The following is a 17,062-nucleotide window of genomic DNA, read 5'->3' on the forward strand; positions in this document are numbered from 1 at the left end:
AGAGATCAAGGTGTTTTCAGAGTGCTCTTCTTTAAATCATTTTACTATGTAGTTGTGGAAAATTCAGAGAACAGTGTGAGACACTCAGATTTTCTCCTGATTTGTCACAACCCTTTAGCTATACTTTTTTAGCTTAGCCCATCGGGAAGAAGCCGACGGCTGTCAGCAGGATGCCTAAGCCCAACAAGATGAACAACAGCTTGTTGACGCTGACGCCTTTTTGAATGTAGTGATAGACGATGACGGAAAGCACTAACGGCAGTAAGTTCGGCATGATGCTGTTGAGTACATCCGCCAGAATAAAGGATCCGCCGCCCATGTTGAGCTGCAGGGAAACCGGAACCGCGACGATCGTCGGCACCAAACCACCGATAACGACTAAGCCCAGAATCTTTGCGGCTTCCGTTACTTTTTCCAGTGTTCCGTCTGCCTGAATTTTCGCCAGGAATTCCCGGCCGCCTTGATAACCTAGTTTAAATCCATAAACACGGGTCAATGTGGACGGAATCAAATTCAACAATAAGTACAGGACGACCCCTAACAGATTTCCAGCCGCGGCCAACGGGGCGCCGATGCCGCAGGCGATGACGCGGAAGGTTCCCCAGAAGAAGCTGTCGCCGATTCCCGCTAACGGGCCCATCAAGGCAATCTTGACCGAGCTGATCGACTGCGGATCAAACGAACCTTCCGGAGCATTGGCATATTCTTCTTCCATCGCACAGGTGATGCCCAGACAGAAGGGAACAAAAGCGCAGGTCGTATTAAACATCACATTGTGGCGGATTAGTGCTTCTTTCAGGTCTTCCGGATCCGGATATAGTTTCTGCAGCGCCGGAAGCAGCGCGCGCATGTAGGAAATTCCCTGCTGCTTATCATAGGTATAACAGCCCAGCGCTTGATAGGAGCGCCAGAACACTTTGTTCAGTTCTTTTTTTGATAATTCAACCGGCGTTGTCATGATTAGTCCTCCTCCTCAGCTTTGGGTTTAAATTGATAATAGATATAAGCACAGACCAGGCCTGTCAATGCAACGCCCATCGTGCCCATGCCCAGGTAAGTCGGCAAGAGGAATCCCAGCGCAAAGAAGCCGGCATATTTCCAATCGAATGTGAATTTTAATAATATGCCGATACCGATTGCCGGCAGGAGCTTGCTGGCGTTGGTCAAACCGTAGCGGACAACCCCTGGAATTGAATCAATGACGGCCTGAATCGCAACGGATCCGGCCATAAATCCCAAGGCGATAACAATGAAGTAGACAACAAAATAGATGATGCCGCCGCCGATGCCTGTCCACCAGATCATTTTGGTATCACAATTTTCCACCGCTTTGTTGGTTAAGGAAGACAGCACCGCCGAGTTGACGGAGGAAATAAACGTATTCATGACGCTGGCTAATAAAGCTACTGGAATCGCCAGCGCGACGCCTTCTTCCACAGTCAGACCGCTGGTAATGACCAGTGCGGAAGCCAATACGCTGCCGCTGACAACTTCGGTTGGGGCCGCGCCGATCTGAACGACCCCCGCCCAGATCAATTCCAACGTCCCGCCGATGATTACACCTTGTTTCAAGTCCCCTAATAAAAGACCGACGAGCGTGCACAGCCAGATTGGCCGTGCGATCATCTGCTGACCGAACCATGATTGTTCGATCCGGCCGTAGCCGGCAACAAGGCCGACTAAAATCGCTTGTAAAATCATACCCTTTTCTCCTTTTTATTCAAATTTTTTGGCGAATTCCGCAAAATCCACGGCCGGCATCTGCGGGGTGATCTGGGCAAAGACTTCGACACCCTGATCGTGGATATGCTTCAGACAGATAAATTCCTCTGGGGAAGCAAAGACACCGTCGCTGATTTCGATTTTGCCTTCAGTGACCCGGCCTTTAGTGCCGTCCACTTCCGGGCCGACATTGACGCGGCGGATTTCCGGACATTGGCTGACAAGTGTTTCGGCATCGGCAATCGTCCCAACGGTGATGAAGATTTTCTTGGCTTTGTACTTAGGGCCGTTGAGCCGATCTACAGCTTTGGCCAGCGTCCAAACATACATATCAACATTGGCCGGTTTGGCAAGTTTGAGCGTCATGGTGTGGAAACTGTCATTGGCCGCGGCGTCATTGGCAACCACCAGGACATTCGGTTTCAGTTCGCCCACCCAGGTCACAGCGACCATGCCGTGAACTAACCGTCCGTCGACGCGCAATAAACTGATCATAACGATTCTCCTTTCTAGTCGTCATCTTCCTCGCGGCATGTTAACAGATCATTCATGTAGCAAGTTTGACGGCAGGCATTTTCAACGATTTCTTTCAGCTGCGGACCGGTCAGATCCGCTTCGGTGAAGGCGCATTCCAAGATCATGGCTAAATTCATGCCGGTGATCAGATGGAAAGCATAGTGCTGAAGGTTCTTAAAGAAGATCTGATTCACCGAACCTCCGTACAAATCGGTAAAGACGATGCAGTTTTGTTTGGCATATTGTTGCAGTACAGCTTCGGCTTTGGCTTCAAAGCCTGTTTCCTGGACAGTTTGTTCCAGGATGATGATGTTCTGTGCCCCGAAAAACTCCAGGGTTGCCTTCATGCCGGAGGCAAGCTTGCCATGGGAGGCGAGGATGATCTGATTCATTCGGTTCTTAATTTCCCCCTTTCAACGAATTCTGTAGTGTGAGTGCTGCCAGATTTAACCTCAGTATAATCTATAAATATATATTTGTAAATATAAAATTCACGAAAATATATATTAAAAGGCGGGGCGTTAAGGATTCAACTCCATTAGATAAGAAAAAAATACAGAATCTACAAAATTCTGAGTTATTTCCCCGGTCTTTTTGATTATGGATTGATGAATTCAGAGGAATTCCATCTCAGTAATCAAAACAAATATATATTTACTCTTGATTTTTTTGCGGCGAATGGTATATTTGTGGTGTGATGCCAGATGATTTCAAATAAAAGGAGAATAAATGAGAAGCATGGAAAAAGAAAAACTATCAATGATCGGTCACATTCAAGATACGCCGCGGGTTTTGAAAAAGGCTTATACTCTTCGCGATGAATACATGAACGACTTTGTCGACGCCTTTGTCAGTCATGACTTTAAAAAGGTGTACTTTTTGGGTTCCGGTACGTCCAATCATGTATCCATGGTGATTAAGAATCTCTTTGTCGATCTTCTGCACGTGGAAGGCGTTGCCTGTGCGCCGACGATTTTCACGAATCATGAAAATCCGAATCCTTCGGGTGTTTTTAAGAAAGAACAGATCTGTGTTATCGGCTTCTCCCAGCATGGTGACAGTATATCGACATGCGAAGCTGTCAAAAAGGCGTCGGATGGCGGTTACTTTACAATCGCCGTTACTGAACAGTTAGACAGTGTGCTGCAGGAGCTGGCAGATGTTTATTGTCATCTCGTCTGTGAAGAAGAAGAAATCGGACCAGAGACCCGCGGTTATACAGAAACAATTTATCAATTTTATATTCAGGCGATCGAAATTGCCCGCCGTAAAAAGCTGATCAGCGAAGTAGAATTCCAGCGGCTGGATGAAGAAGCCAAAGCACTCGCTGACAATTTGGAAATTGTTGTCAAGGAGTCGGTCGACTGGTATAATCGTAATAAACAAGAGTTTTATCAAATGACAAAATCCTCGATTGCCGGCTATGGCTATAACTATCCGACAGCGCTGGAATCGCGTTTGAAATTCTTTGAAACTTATTCCCGTCCGTGTACCGGTTATGAAATGGAAGAACAGATGCACGGTCCGATGCGTGCTTACAATCAGGACAACTATATCTTTATGATCGCTTCCGAAGGTCAGAAAGAGCTGAACCGGTTAAAAGAGTTAGTGCCTTATTATAAAGATGTCTTTACCGAGCATGTGTTTGTCATCACCTGTGAAGAAGGGGTCGCAAGCACTGACCGGGATTTGAAGTTTTCAGTCAGAACATCCGATCTGCTTTCCCCCATTCTTTATGTGATTCCTTTTCAGGTGCTTTCCGCCTTGATCTGCGAAGATACGGGCATTGATACCAAGGTCAGTCCGATCAAAAAACGTTATGTTTCATCCCATTATCCAAGCTCAAGACACAAAAATCTGAGTCAGGATCCCCAGTAAATTCATATTCAGTATCCGGCAATCCTGTTGGGGGTTGCCGTCAGTTTGCAAAGCAGGAGGTAGACCATGCCGAAACTTCCAAAGTATGTGGAAATCGAGAATTATTTTAAGACAAAAATCGAAAGCGGAGAACTGCAGGCCGATCAGCCGCTTCCTCCGGAAAGTGAGATCTGCGCGAAGTTTTCCACCAGCCATATGACGGTTTCCCGGGCGATGAACGAGTTGGCCGTGCATGGCTACATCAAGCGGATTAAAGGAAAAGGAACCTTTGCGGATCATCGTTTCCAGACGAAAATCAAGAAAAACTCGGTGCGGACAGAAAGCATTACCGATATGATCCGCAATGCCGGATTAAAACCGTCGGCTGAGCTGATTAAATATGGAATTATTAAAGGCAAGGAAGCTCCTGAAATTGCATCAGTGCTGCATGTTGCGGAAGATGATTTTCTGCATTACTTCATTCGGACACGTTATGGCAGCGGCAGCTTAATCTGTATTTCTTACTCTTATATCTCGCAGAATATTCTGCCGACAATGGATATTAAGCGGTTGGAAGGTTCGCTGAACCAGTATATTGAGGAATTGGGAATTGAGCGCTCCTATGGGTATATGGAACTGGGAGCTTGTCTGCCCAGCCCGGAACAGGCGAAACTGATCGGATCGAATCATGTGCCGCTGCTTCGCCAGACGATCATGTGGAATGTGAATGATGAACCTTTTGAGCTGACAATGCATTATTTTGTCGGCGATAAATTCACGATTACTCAAGACAAGATCATGTCACAGCCGGAACCGTCGGCAGTCCATGATCATGTTTCAGAGCCTTTGGTAAAATAACAGAATGAATGAAATATTGTAAAAAGATGGCTGCTGCAAGGTCATCTTTTTATGATAATGCTAATATTCACCGGCTGTTCCTATGAATTGGAAAAAGCAAATTTGGAAAGCGATTACCGAAAATGGCTACATTCAGCTAAAAAATGTAATGGATGTTGATTTAATAGGCATGTCGGTTTGTATTTTGGATAGCCCAGGCTATGTTCTGACGCAGCCAAGGATAACTCCCTTCTTTAAATCGATAAAACCTCGGAAATAGCCTTTGTTTATGGACTTTTCTGAGGTATTAGTTGGTTCGGCTATCAAAAAAGTCTAATCATCATAAGTTGGATAAGCACTCAACAAGACAATATTTCCGCAGGGATTTCTGCAATGAAGATCGAATTCTGTAAAATCGTAAGAAAACTGTTATGAAAGTTCACAATTTCGTCCTTTTTCTTTCACCCAGGTCGGCGTATAGTGATAGTAAAGGAGTGAGAAATGATGCGATTTGGAATCTTAGGTTACGGCGGAATCGCGCAGCGCTTTGTGGGTGACAGCGCTCAGGTCAGAGAGGCTGAGATTACCGTGATCGCTTCCCGAACGGAAGCCAAGCAAAAAGCGGCCGCCTCAGCGGTTAAAACAGCGCAGATTGTGGACCAGTATGACGCCTGTCTGAGCAGCCCGAATGTGGACTGTGTTTACATCGCTTTACCGCATTTGATGCATAAAGAAATGGCCATGGCAGCTTTGGCTCAGCATAAGCATGTGCTGGTGGAAAAGCCAGGAACGTTAACCACCGCGGATTGGGATCAGCTGTGCGAAGAAGCAAAGCGCCAAGACTGCTTTCTGATGGAAGCGTTAAAAACTCCGTTTTATCCAAGCAGTGAGATTGTTAAAAATCTGATCGAGGATGGAGCGATCGGTCAGGTCTATGAAGCGGATGTCAATTACTGTTACGATTTAAAAGATCAAACCAAACCCGGTTGGTATATTCACGATGCGAAACAGGGTGGTGCGCTGTATGATATCGGCAGTTACCTTTACTATTTTGTGTTGGATTTATTTCCGGATTGTTGCGAGGAACTTCAGGTTCAGGCAGAGCTTCGTAATCAGATTGATGTTCATTTCACGTGTGAACTGAATACCCGAAGCGGGGTTCGGATTTTGACCGAAGGGGCGATCGACCGTGAACGCCCGCGGGAAGCGCTGATCCGCGGCACAAAGGGAACACTGCGCATCCCTTATTACTATCGGGCGGAGGAAATCATTCTGGAAAATGCGCAGGGCATTCAGACAATTCGTCCAACGCTTCATTATACAGACTTGGGTGGGGAGATTGCCGAGGTATGCCGCTGTGTCGGCAATGGCTGGCTGCAGAGCCCGCTGTATCCGCAGGCGAAAACCCGCGAAGTTCTGGCTTTCATGGAAGCCATCCGCAGCCGCTTTCCCCAAATCTGAACTAGATAAAACAAAGGCGAATCTAAAGCGTAAGCCAATTCTGAACTTTGAGGATCACGGCAACACTCAACTTTAGAGTTCATCCCTTTGCGGTTAAAAGAAAATTTCACCAGAAATGGTGATTTTTTTCTGCTTCTGAAGCAGGGCTAAGTTCTCTATACTGAAGGAAGAAGAAAGGAAAGGGGGGATAACGATGCCTCGGCAATCCACCAAAACATTTTACCGTCAGGCGCTGAATTTGTGTCTGGCTATGATAGCCCAGCAGCTGATTCTCAATCTGATCACGATTATTGATAATGTTATGGTCGGCCGATTCGGTGATTTGTTTGTTTCTTCCGCAGCCATCGTTAACCGTCTGTTTACGGTACCCAGCAGTTTTCTCAACGGTATTCTGGCGGCCGGTGTTGTCTACCTGGCGCAGTATGCAGGGGTGGATCAGCCGCAGCGCATGCGTCAGACCTTCCGGTTTTCCATTCTCGTTTCCGCAGCGATGATGCTTCCCTTTATTCTCGCCGGGATCGCTTTTCCCCAATCGTTAGTCCGCTTGTTTTCCTCCGATCCGGCCTTATTGGAGCCGGCAACCATTTACCTGCGGTTTCTGGCTTTGTCGATGATTCCGTATGTGCTGTCCCAGGCAATTGCCAACGCTCTGCGCTCAATCGGTCAGGTGAGGCTGCCCTTATACGGCAGCTGTGCGGCGGTGATCGTGAAGATCGTTGCCAATGGCATTCTGTTGGACGGGATGAGGGCCGGGATGGCAGGCGCTGGGATCGCGATGCTGATCTGCCGCAGTCTTGAAGCCCTGATCATGGTTGCGCTTATGAAACGTTCACAATGCGTGTTTGCACAGGCGTGGAAGGCCACGCCAAGAATACCACGGGTGCTGGCATTTCAAATCAGTAAGACCATGCTTCCGATCGGATTGAACGAATTGTTCTACGGCTTAGGGCTGGCGGTGCTGTTTAAAGGCTATACGTCTTTCAATACGGCAACGACCGCCGGCTATTCGATCGCGATGACCTATTATGAGCTGTTCCGCGTCCTCTTTCCAGCGGCGGGGACCGTCTTGACGATTCTGGTCGGGCCGGTTTTGGGTCAGGGGAAAAAGGATGACGCCAAACAGGTTGTCAGCCGGGTGTTCAAGCTGGCACTGACCCTTTCGGTGCTGTTTGGCATCCTGATCTATTTGTGCCGCTGGACAATTCCGCTGCTTTACAGCGGGTCGGCCGTATCCTTGGCGACCGCGGATCAGCTGATGCAGATCATGGCGCTTTTGTTTCCGTTGGCGACCGTGCATTTCCTCGTCTATTTTGTCTTCCGCAGCGGCGGCGACAGCCAGTCGATCTTCCTGATTGATTCGCTGTTTATGTGGGTTGTCCCGATTCCGCTGTTGATGATCCTGACACAGAGAACCTCCTTGCCGATCACCGCGGTTTATTTCTGGGTAGAAGTCAGCTATCTTTTAAAATGCCTGTTGGCGGTGGGCTTGCTGAAAAAGGAACGCTGGCTGCATAATTTGACAGAAATGGAAAACACAGAAGAAAGCAATGCCGCGGAGTAAGCAGAAAAAAAGAATTCATCCGTACCGATACGAAATGAATTCTTTTTTAGTCTATGGAAAGCCGTTGAGAATAACTTGAAGCAAGCGAATGCCAAGGGATAAAAGCGGTCTTTATTCCGAGGACATGAGGGCCGACTTGCAAAGAATTTCATGGATCCGGGTACTTAAAATCGAAGCGGAGTATCCTGGCGTCAGAACCATGGCCGTATCAGCGCCTTCCGATGTGCCGCCTAAAGCAACGATTGCTTTTCCCCACTCGATGACATCCGCATCCAGCGCCATCACCGCGCATTCAAAACAAACCTTGACGCCTTGGCCGAATGTCCGAAGGGTGGCAGCCATGATTTCCAGCGGATAAATTCCGCCCTGTTGGCTGCTTAAGCCCCGTTCACCGCCGCTGAGCGCGTGGGCGGCTGTGACAATCACAACTCCATGATCCAGCAGCTCCTTCTGGATCTGTGCCGGCATGCGGTTCTGACCGTGGTTTTTCGCGTCGGAAACCGATCTGACGCAGATCAGCTTGCCCGGATAATCCTGTTTCTGCGCTTCGTCGATCACCGCGCGGGCGGTTTTGCCTGTGGAGGAGGCAAAGACGACATCGGTCTTCATCTGTTTGGCTTTGCGGATGGCTTCATGGGCTGCCGCGGCTGTATTGCAGCAGCCAGGATTTGAAAATAAAAGCATACGATCCCTTCCTTCTGCTTCTATTATACCGGAAATCCAGGCTAGCTGGCGAAGTGTTCTGCACTAAGGTTAGTGATCTTTTTCCGTTTTTGTTCAGGAGAAGAGTTTCCTTATAATGAACTCACAGTGAACCAGAAAGGAGGCAGAGAATGGAAAAAGTTGTGATCTTTGATATGGACGGTGTGCTTGTCGATACGGAACCTGTATATTACCGACGGCTCGAAGAATTTCTGATCAGCCGCGGCTATCACTTTTCCCGCACTGTGCTCGATTCGCTTGTCGGAGAAAGCAGCCGCAAAACATTTTCGATTCTAAAACAGGCTGATCCAGCATTTTATGATAGTGAGGAAACCTATCGCCGCGATATGCGCGCCTTTCATCGCCACCATCGGATCGCTTACCGCGAACTGGCGAATCCTCATTTACATCAAACGCTGAATCAGCTGAAAGACACAGGCTGGCGCTTAGCGCTGGCATCCAGTTCACCGCGGAGCAATATCGAACAGGTGCTTCAGGAGCTCGAGATCCTGCCCTTGTTTGAAGTGATCGCCAGCGGTGATGATTTTAAGGAAAGCAAGCCCAACCCTGAGATCTATCTGCATGTGGCTTCCCGACTGCATGTTTTGCCCCAACAATGTCATGTGATTGAAGATTCCACGTATGGCATTCTGGCGGCTGTGCGCGCAGGGATGCGGGTGCTGGCCAAACGCGACGAGCGGTATGGCTTTGATCAATCTCCGGCGCATCAGTTCTTTGACGATCTGATGGAAATTCCGGGCCTGCTGCAGACGGCTGTCTTTGATTCACTGCACTAAAAATAGTGCAATTAATTGAGTAGTTAATGCTTACAAAGCTTTCTATAATGGCATTGACAAAGGACGAAATGGAAAGAGGAATAATGTGAAATATCTGATCGCGAGTCATGGCGAATACGCCGCCGGTCTGGCCAGTGCGCTGCGTCGGTTAAGCGGAGAAAACGCCGATGTGATTCCCTTATGTGCCTACACCGATGAGCTTCCCCTGGAAACTCAAATGCAAACGATCATGGCGGGCCATGAAGAAGAAACCTGGATTATCTTTACCGACTTGCTGGGCGGCAGCGTCAATCAATATATGATGCGTCATCTGCTGAAGCCCAACTGCCACATTCTCGCTGGGGTCAACCTGGAATTGATTCTCGACGTGCTGAAACTGGAAGAAACAGACGATCTGGCGGCCGATCTGCAGCGCTGCATTGATCAAGCGCAAACCCGGATCTGTTATGTTAATTCGATGCTGCAAAAGAAAGGAAGCGAGAGCTGAAAAAAACTGAATCCTGCCGTTTCACAAACCAAGGTTAAGAAAGGGGTAAACACTTATGTTACTAAACGCACTGCTTCTGTCGCTGATCTATCTCGTATCCCGAACCGATATGATCAACGGTTACATGATGCTGACCAAACCGATCGTTCTCGGTCCGCTGGTCGGCCTGGTTTTGGGGGATCTGCAAGCCGGTATTCTGATCGGCGCCACACTGGAATTGGCCTTCATCGGCGTCATGAATATCGGAATTTCCGTATCCATGGACGTTTCCATCGCGACGATCGTCGGCGGCGGGCTGGCGATTCTCTCCGGTCAGGACGCGGCCTTCGCTTTGACGATTGCGATTCCGGTCGGAATTCTGTTCAACATGTTAAAAACCTTCATCCGCGTCGTCATGCAGTACTGGATCGTCGAAATGCAGAAAGCCTGCGAAGTCGGCGACTACAAGAAGGTTGAACGGTATCACTGGCTGACCTGGTGGCTTTACAGCATTATCATGATGGTGCTGGTATTCGGTTCGATCTATTTAGGAACCGGCGCAGTTCAGGCCGTGGTCGACTTCATCCCGCAGTGGATCTACAACGGCTTAAAGGTCGGAACTTCGATCCTGCCGGCTTTGGGCTTCGCGATGCTGCTGAACATGATCTGGACCCGCGAAATCGGCGCGTTCTACTTCATCGGCTTCGTGCTGTCGGCCTTCTTGGGCATGACCAATACCGGAGTAGCGATTTTGGGTGCCGCCTTTGCGGTCATCGCCTTCTTCTTCATCAAATCGGAAGATACAGAGGGGGCAGAGGAAGAAGTCAGCGAGGAAAACCGACAGACCAAACGGCTCAGCCGCAAGGCCTTGATGGGCGTCTACTGGCGTGCGCATACGCTGGAAGCTTCGTTTAACTATCAGAACTATCAGGGATCAGGCTATTGCTATGCGATGATTCCGGCGCTGCGTGAATTATATCCGGATCAGAAGGATCTGGCGATGGCATTAAGCCGCCATTATGAATTCTTCAACACTACGCCGCAGGTATCGACGTTGATCTTCGGCATCTCCTGCGCGATGGAAGAAGAAATCTCCAGCAATCCGGATCTGGCTCCGGCTTCGGTCAACGCCGTCAAAGCCGCGCTGATGGGCCCGCTGGCCGGCATCGGCGATTCGCTGTTCCAGGGCACGTTCCGGATTATTGCAGCCGGTGTCGCGGCTCAGTTAGGCTTACAGGGCAATGTTCTGGCACCGTTTGTCTTCATCGTTCTGTACAACGCGCCGCATTTCTTGGCCCGCTGGTATCTGATGTGGAAATCGTATGATTTCGGAAGCAAGTTTATCAACAAGATCTACAAATCGAACATTATGGATAAGCTGACGCTGTGCTTCGGAATCCTGGGCTTAATGGTCATCGGCGCGATGACGATGTCGATGGTTTCCGTTTCCACGCCGTTAGTCATTCAGTTCGGTCAGATGGAACCGCTGGCGCTGCAGTCGCTGTTTGACGAAATTCTGCCGGGCTTGCTGCCGCTGTGCATCACCTGGGCGACAGCCTGGTTATTAAAGAAGCAGGTCAACATGCTGCACATCATGATCGGCATGTTCATCCTGGGCATTGTCTGCAATGTAATCGGCATTCTGTAAGCACAAAGCCAAGCTGTATTTTACGATAGAGGAACAAGGCGGTGTCTTTCAGCCTTGCTTCCTCTTTTCCATCAACATCACTAAAGGAGGAATTGTCGAATGGAAACCATGATGGGTTATATTGAAGAAAGCGCGGCGCAGTGCCGTTACAACATTGAACATGCTTCAGAGCTGGTCAGACCGGCGGTGGATCTGTATACGCAGAAAGCGTACAATCGGATTCTGATCATCGCTTCCGGCTCTTCCTATAACGGTTCGTGCCTGGCGAAATACTTCGTTGAGAAAATCCTGAAGGTCAGAACTGAAGTCGTCACCTCGTTTACATTTAATCATTATGAAACGATTTTTGATGAACAGACGTTTGTGTTCGGCGCCGGTCAGAGCGGCCGTTCCACCAACACCAACGACGCCCTGCAGAAAGCCCGCGATCATGGCTTGACCGCAATCGGCTTAACCGGCAATGTGGAAAGCGTGATGAAGGATCATTGCGATCTGTGCCTGAACTGGGGCATGGGGATTGAGAAGATCGGCTTTGTAACCAAGGGTGTTGTTACATTGGGACTGTACTACATGTTGTTTGCGATTGAAGCTGGCAAAGCCAAAGGCCTTCTCAGTGCGGCGGAGGCCGAAAGCTATTATGATCAGCTCAGACAGGCCTGCGATACAATGGATCAGACGGTGGCCAAGACTAAAGTCTGGTATGCAGCCAACGAAGAAGAATTAACCGATTTGAAGCGGGTGCAGATTCTGGGCTATGGGCCGAATCACGCCGTCGCTCTGGAAGGGGCGCTCAAGATCGCGGAAACCACCGGCCATGCCGCGACCGCTTATGAAATGGAAGAATTCCTGCACGGCCCGTCGATTGAAACCAATGCCGACCGCACGGTGATCATTGTGGATTCGCTGGGCGAGCCAAGCGATCGCGCGATCCGGATGTACGAAAGCGTCCATGAGCTGACCTCACGGGTGTACCTGATTACCAACCGCACAATCGAGGATCCGAAGGTGCTGACGATCGACCATCAGCTTGATGAACATTTCAGCGTGCTGTTCAACGTCATCCCATTCCAGGTCATTTCCGCGATGGGACGCGACAAATGGGTGAATCCGCTGGATGAAGCCCGCAAGCGGATGAATGATATCATGGGATCCAAAGCACCGAAGACCGGCAATGAAATCGGTTTATAAGCAAGGGAGGCAACCACAATGATAAAATTACTGCGTGTCGACGACCGTCTGATTCACGGCGCTGTCGGATTTTCCTGGACGAAACAGCTTTCGATCAATATGATTATTTTAGCGAATGACGCGATTGCTAAAGATGACTTTCAGAAGATGACGCTGGACATCGCCAAGCCGCGGGGCACGAAGCTGGTCTGCGAAAGCGTGGAGAAAGCCAAGGCCTTAATTCGCACGCACTTAAAAAGCAGCACGAATGTCATGATCATTACCAACAACATTCCTGACGCTTACCAGATCTTAACGGATATTCCGGAAATCGGTTCATTGAATCTGGGCGGAATCCGCAAGAACGCCGAAACCAAAGAAAATCTGATCGGAGCGATTGCGGTATCGCAGAACGACATTGATCTGTGCAACAAGCTGGTCAGCGACGGCTTTGAAGTTGAGCTGCGTTTGATTCCGGACGGGAAGAAGACCTACTTTAAGGACTATAAGCTACAGTAGCGCAGGATGCAGGGGCAACCCTGCATTCTTTTAAAGGAAGGAGAGGATGCGGGTGGAATACATCAGCGATCGCCTGGAACAGATCCTGATCACACTGGGAGAAGCCAGTGAACCGCTGACCAGTGCCCAGCTGGCTGAAAAGGTCAAGGTGTCGGCGCGCACGATCAAAAAGGATGTCAGTGAACTCAATGCGATTCTCAAGGATTATGACGCGGTCATCCATGCCCGTACCGGCGTCGGCTACAAGCTCTCTGTCAACGATGAATTTCTTTACAATCAGTTTCTGACGGAGCTGAAACGGCGCGAGCTGCGGACCGCCCAGACCGTTCCGAAGTATCGTTATGAACGCGTGAATTATATCGTAAAGAAGCTGCTGACGGTGGATTATTATCTGACGATTGAGGACTTGGTCGACGAGCTGTATATCAGCCGTTCGACGCTGACTGCGGATTTAAAGGAAGTCCGGGAAATCTTCAAGGACTACAATCTGGAGCTGACTTCCCGGCCGAATTATGGAATCCTGTTGGTCGGTGAGGAAATCGCCAAGCGGCTGTGCATTGCCGAATATTTTTTCCATGCCAACATTTCAACCGGCTATTTCGCGGCCGACAACGCGATGTTTGTCAGCAGCACCAATCAGGATGAAATTCGCTTTGTGCGCGATCTGTTGGAAGAAATCATGGAGAAATACAGCATTCACATGTCCGATCAGTCGCTGCAGAACTTTGTCATTCACATCATCATCGCGATCCGACGCTGGAAATTCTATAACTATGTCAAAGTCGAAGATGAAAACGGGAAGGTTCGCCAACAGAGCCTGATCCGTGAATGGCCGGCGGCGCGGGAGCTGGTGGAGCGGCTTCAGACAAAGCTGGAAATCCTGCTTCCCCAGGAGGAAATCCTCTATTTTGCCCTGCATTTCAAATCCAAGCACATCACGCAGCTGGACGAGATTACCAGTGAGGAAATCGAACAGGTAGAAAAGACGCTGTACGATATTTACCGCATGCTGCAGAAACGCTTCGGCGTGATTGCGATCAACAAGGATCGGTATGAGGAATATCTGCGGATGCATATTCCGGCGATGGTGGCGCGACTGCGCAGCGGACTGGTGATGCGCAATCCGATGATCTACGATTTTCTCAACAAATATCTGTTTTCCACGCACATCACGATGATGATCAGCGATATTTTGGAACAGAATTTCAGCGTCCGCATGAACAAAAATGAATTTGCCTATCTGGTGCTGTATACCAACCTGTTGTTTTCGACGGAAAGCCGGACGCACAATGGAAAGATCTTGGTTGTCTGCGGCCGGGGGCGGCCGGAAACGATCACGCTGATCAATGAAATCAATGAAAATCATGCGGCGCTGGCCGGCAGTATTGAAATCTGCGACGTCAGCGAGCTGGAAAACCACGATCTGCATCAGGCTGAACTGATTCTCAGCACGGTTCCTTTGGAAGCCTCCTATGCGGTGCCGTATATTTACATGGATGGCCGGCTGTCGTATGGCGAACAGATCCAGCAGTCGATCAAGCATAACCGGCTGTCCTTCCGCAAGCTGCGGCAGTATTTTTCCCCGCGCTATTTCAACGGCAGTCTGAAGGGCAGCGTGCGCGATGAGGTGTTCCGTGAGGTGGCCAAGGGGTTTGACAACTGGAAAGAAATCCTGGCAATGTTCTGGGAGGCGGAACACATTCTGTCCCATGAAACGACCAAAGGCGTCGTCTTTCTGCATACACTCAAGCCGCTGCCGGAAAGCTTTATCTATATTGGCTTTTTGAAGAAACCGATCATCTGGAACAAGCTGTGGGCGCAGACCGTGATTTTTGTCAATATCAACGATGATCTCGATTCGCTGCGTCTGGGCTATGATTTTATCAGCGAGATGATCAATGATCCGCGCGAGCCGTTTTCAGGGAAAATGACGGATTATGACAGTATGATCGAAGTGCTGAGTAAAAATTGAGAGGAGCAAGCTTATGAAATATTTGATTGCCGGCCATGGCGACTATGCCCAGGGTGTAGTCAACACACTGAAATTCTTTAAGGATGATCTGAACAACGTCGATCTGCTTCCGTATACCTCGGATTTTGAGGAACAGCTGCAGATGTATTTAGAGCGGCAGGATCCTGCTGAACCGTTGTGCATGGTCACGGATCTGGTCGGCGGCAGCGTCAATCTGGAAGCGATGCGGCAGCTGCGCAAGCGGAATTTTTATCTGATCAGCGGAGCGAATATCTCGCTGCTTTTGGAAATGTTGTTTTCTGAGGTGACGGAAGGGGCGCAGATTGAGGAGATTGTGCATGCCGCCCGGGATCAGATGGTCTATGTCAACGCGATGATGGGAGCGCAGTCTGAATGATCCGGCAGGTCAGCGTAGATGACCGTCTGCTTCATGGGCAGGTGGCGTTCTACTGGACCAGCTATTATAATTTGGATACCATTCTCGTTTTAAACGATGAAGCGGCCAACGATGAATTCACGAAGATGATTCTGGGACTGGCCAAGCCGCGCGAGGTGCGCTTGCAGATTGCGGAGGTGGAGGCTGGCTTTGAAATCGTGCAGAAGCAGCTGGAATCGCAGGAAAACGTGCTGATCATCGTCGGCAGTTTGTTTGACGCCAATCAGGTGCTGGAACATTTTCACCAGCTCAAGACGCTGAATCTGGGCGGCTTGCGAATGCGGCCCAACGGGAAGATTCTCAATGAGCGGACAGCGCTGACCAGCGAGGATATCGCGATCTGCCGGAGGTTATTGGAACGGCGGATTACGATCACGGTGCGCCATTCGCCGGAAGTTACCGAGAGCCTGTTGACCGAAAGCGTGCTGAAACAATTATAAAAGAAGAAAATCAGGGTCTGGCCGATCCTATTCATCAGCCGTGCCCTGATTTTTAAAATGTTTTCGGAATTGCGTCGGCGTTAGGCCCACCGCTGATTTAAAGGTGCTGCAGAATAAATAAATGGAAGAAAAGCCGGTCGCTTCCGCAATCGCGGTGATCGCCTCATCCGTGGTTTTTAACAGCTCCTGACTTTTCTGCAGCTTAAACTGCAGGATAAACTGGCTGGGCGACTGCTGAAGCAGCTTTTTAAAGCAGCGGTATAAATAACTTTGGGAAACGTGGGCGATTTCACAAAGCTGTTCAACCGTCACATTCTCGCTTAGATGCTCCTGCAGATAGCGGACACATTGATTGAATACCGTTTCCTCACTGGAACGCACATGCGGAGAGGCGGATTGTTGGTGATCACCTTCATGCCGCAGAATTCTCAGCCGCAGAAGCAGACTCTTCAAAAGCAGCACGGCTTCCAGATAATACCCCGGCTTCTGTTCGCTGACCTGCTGGATCGTATGCTGCAGCTGATGAATCAGCACTTCATTGATCGTATCATGCAGCACGAGAATCTGCGTCAGCTCCAGCGATTCGATGAACCGCGCGACTTTATGCACCGGCTGAACGGTGAAATGCAGAAAGAAAAACTCGATCGTGTCCTCTCCCAGGGAGCTGACAGTGTAAAAGGCGTTAATCGGAATGATCATCAAATCTCCCGGCCCGACCCGATATTCCTGATCTTCCACAATCACCCGGCAGTACCCATGCTGGAAGAACAAAATTTTGAAGTGGTTCATGAAAATACTGTGGTTGATCAGCGGTGGTTGTTTGGAAAACTTACCAATTTTAAGAATTTCATAATCAAATTCTTCTTCGATTTTGGAAAAAGTATCTTTTCCGATCGGGATATAGATCGAATTCATTCCGATTCACCTCATTTTCTCTGAACTTAAGTATATCATAACTTGT

18 protein-coding genes are annotated in these 17,062 nt (G+C 49.2%); 12 read left to right on the forward strand and 6 right to left on the reverse strand.

What is annotated here, in order from left to right; all coding sequences use genetic code 11:
- Positions 1 to 133 precede the first annotated feature (133 nt).
- From MCG46_RS03250 to MCG46_RS03265, 4 genes are read right to left on the reverse strand one after another with little or no spacing between them, the layout of a single operon-like run.
- Positions 134 to 958 (reverse strand): PTS system mannose/fructose/sorbose family transporter subunit IID, encoded by an 825-nt coding sequence (locus MCG46_RS03250; protein WP_154238967.1) that lies wholly within the window; start codon positions 956 to 958, stop codon positions 134 to 136.
- 2 nt (positions 959 to 960) lie between these two features.
- Positions 961 to 1,701, reverse strand: a complete 741-nt coding sequence (locus tag MCG46_RS03255; RefSeq protein ID WP_020224987.1) for a PTS mannose/fructose/sorbose/N-acetylgalactosamine transporter subunit IIC — start codon at positions 1,699 to 1,701, stop codon at positions 961 to 963.
- A gap of 15 nt (positions 1,702 to 1,716) precedes the next feature.
- Positions 1,717 to 2,217 carry a PTS sugar transporter subunit IIB gene (locus MCG46_RS03260; protein WP_240277609.1) on the reverse strand — a complete coding sequence of 167 codons (501 nt, stop codon included), beginning with the start codon at positions 2,215 to 2,217 and terminating at the stop codon, positions 1,717 to 1,719.
- A 14-nt stretch (positions 2,218 to 2,231) separates the two neighbouring features.
- The gene (locus tag MCG46_RS03265) at positions 2,232 to 2,630 is read right to left on the reverse strand and encodes a PTS sugar transporter subunit IIA (RefSeq protein ID WP_240277610.1); all 399 of its coding nucleotides are present in this window, start codon (positions 2,628 to 2,630) and stop codon (positions 2,232 to 2,234) included.
- Between the two features lie 337 nt (positions 2,631 to 2,967).
- Here MCG46_RS03265 and MCG46_RS03270 point away from each other — a divergent pair, with 337 nt between their 5' ends.
- The 4 genes from MCG46_RS03270 (at position 2,968) to MCG46_RS03285 (ending at position 7,954) form a co-directional block, all read left to right on the forward strand.
- Positions 2,968 to 4,116, forward strand: coding sequence for an SIS domain-containing protein (locus MCG46_RS03270; protein ID WP_240277615.1), 1,149 nt, complete (start codon positions 2,968 to 2,970; stop codon positions 4,114 to 4,116).
- A gap of 66 nt (positions 4,117 to 4,182) precedes the next feature.
- Positions 4,183 to 4,953, forward strand: coding sequence for a GntR family transcriptional regulator (locus tag MCG46_RS03275; RefSeq protein WP_240277617.1), 771 nt, complete (start codon positions 4,183 to 4,185; stop codon positions 4,951 to 4,953).
- Between the two features lie 483 nt (positions 4,954 to 5,436).
- Complete coding sequence (locus MCG46_RS03280) at positions 5,437 to 6,393, forward strand: Gfo/Idh/MocA family protein (protein WP_240277619.1); 957 nt, start codon at positions 5,437 to 5,439, stop codon at positions 6,391 to 6,393.
- Positions 6,394 to 6,586: 193 nt separating this feature from the next.
- Positions 6,587 to 7,954 carry an MATE family efflux transporter gene (locus tag MCG46_RS03285; RefSeq protein ID WP_240277621.1) on the forward strand — a complete coding sequence of 456 codons (1,368 nt, stop codon included), beginning with the start codon at positions 6,587 to 6,589 and terminating at the stop codon, positions 7,952 to 7,954.
- A 111-nt stretch (positions 7,955 to 8,065) separates the two neighbouring features.
- Here MCG46_RS03285 and MCG46_RS03290 read toward each other — a convergent pair whose 3' ends face one another.
- Positions 8,066 to 8,638: a pyruvate kinase alpha/beta domain-containing protein gene (locus MCG46_RS03290; protein WP_240277623.1), complete on the reverse strand. Its 573-nt coding sequence runs from the start codon at positions 8,636 to 8,638 to the stop codon at positions 8,066 to 8,068.
- 149 nt (positions 8,639 to 8,787) lie between these two features.
- Between MCG46_RS03290 and MCG46_RS03295 the strand changes: the two genes are divergently transcribed.
- The 8 genes from MCG46_RS03295 to MCG46_RS03330 all read left to right on the forward strand — a co-directional run bounded on the left by MCG46_RS03295 (position 8,788) and on the right by MCG46_RS03330 (position 16,101).
- A complete protein-coding gene (locus MCG46_RS03295; RefSeq protein ID WP_240277625.1) occupies positions 8,788 to 9,453 on the forward strand; it encodes an HAD family hydrolase in 666 nt (221 codons plus the stop codon).
- A gap of 85 nt (positions 9,454 to 9,538) precedes the next feature.
- Positions 9,539 to 9,940 carry a PTS sugar transporter subunit IIA gene (locus MCG46_RS03300; protein ID WP_020224978.1) on the forward strand — a complete coding sequence of 134 codons (402 nt, stop codon included), beginning with the start codon at positions 9,539 to 9,541 and terminating at the stop codon, positions 9,938 to 9,940.
- Positions 9,941 to 9,995: 55 nt separating this feature from the next.
- Positions 9,996 to 11,567 carry a PTS system mannose/fructose/sorbose family transporter subunit IID gene (locus MCG46_RS03305; RefSeq protein ID WP_240277627.1) on the forward strand — a complete coding sequence of 524 codons (1,572 nt, stop codon included), beginning with the start codon at positions 9,996 to 9,998 and terminating at the stop codon, positions 11,565 to 11,567.
- A gap of 99 nt (positions 11,568 to 11,666) precedes the next feature.
- On the forward strand, positions 11,667 to 12,755 hold the full coding sequence (locus tag MCG46_RS03310; protein ID WP_240277628.1) for an SIS domain-containing protein: 1,089 nt from the start codon (positions 11,667 to 11,669) through the stop codon (positions 12,753 to 12,755).
- Positions 12,756 to 12,773: 18 nt separating this feature from the next.
- Positions 12,774 to 13,253 (forward strand): PTS sugar transporter subunit IIB, encoded by a 480-nt coding sequence (locus tag MCG46_RS03315; RefSeq protein ID WP_240277629.1) that lies wholly within the window; start codon positions 12,774 to 12,776, stop codon positions 13,251 to 13,253.
- A gap of 52 nt (positions 13,254 to 13,305) precedes the next feature.
- Positions 13,306 to 15,225, forward strand: coding sequence for a BglG family transcription antiterminator (locus tag MCG46_RS03320; protein ID WP_240277630.1), 1,920 nt, complete (start codon positions 13,306 to 13,308; stop codon positions 15,223 to 15,225).
- Positions 15,226 to 15,238: 13 nt separating this feature from the next.
- Complete coding sequence (locus MCG46_RS03325) at positions 15,239 to 15,622, forward strand: PTS sugar transporter subunit IIA (RefSeq protein ID WP_240277631.1); 384 nt, start codon at positions 15,239 to 15,241, stop codon at positions 15,620 to 15,622.
- Positions 15,619 to 16,101, forward strand: coding sequence for a PTS sugar transporter subunit IIB (locus tag MCG46_RS03330; RefSeq protein WP_240277632.1), 483 nt, complete (start codon positions 15,619 to 15,621; stop codon positions 16,099 to 16,101). Before MCG46_RS03325 ends, MCG46_RS03330 begins: the two co-directional genes overlap by 4 nt.
- Positions 16,102 to 16,128: 27 nt before the next feature.
- Here the strand turns inward: MCG46_RS03330 and MCG46_RS03335 are convergent, their stop codons facing one another.
- Complete coding sequence (locus MCG46_RS03335) at positions 16,129 to 17,016, reverse strand: AraC family transcriptional regulator (protein WP_240277633.1); 888 nt, start codon at positions 17,014 to 17,016, stop codon at positions 16,129 to 16,131.
- Between the last annotated feature and the right edge of the window lie 46 nt (positions 17,017 to 17,062).

The organism is Holdemania massiliensis (genome assembly GCF_022440805.1).
Classification (GTDB): Bacteria; Bacillota_I; Bacilli_A; order Erysipelotrichales; family Erysipelotrichaceae; genus Holdemania; species Holdemania massiliensis_A.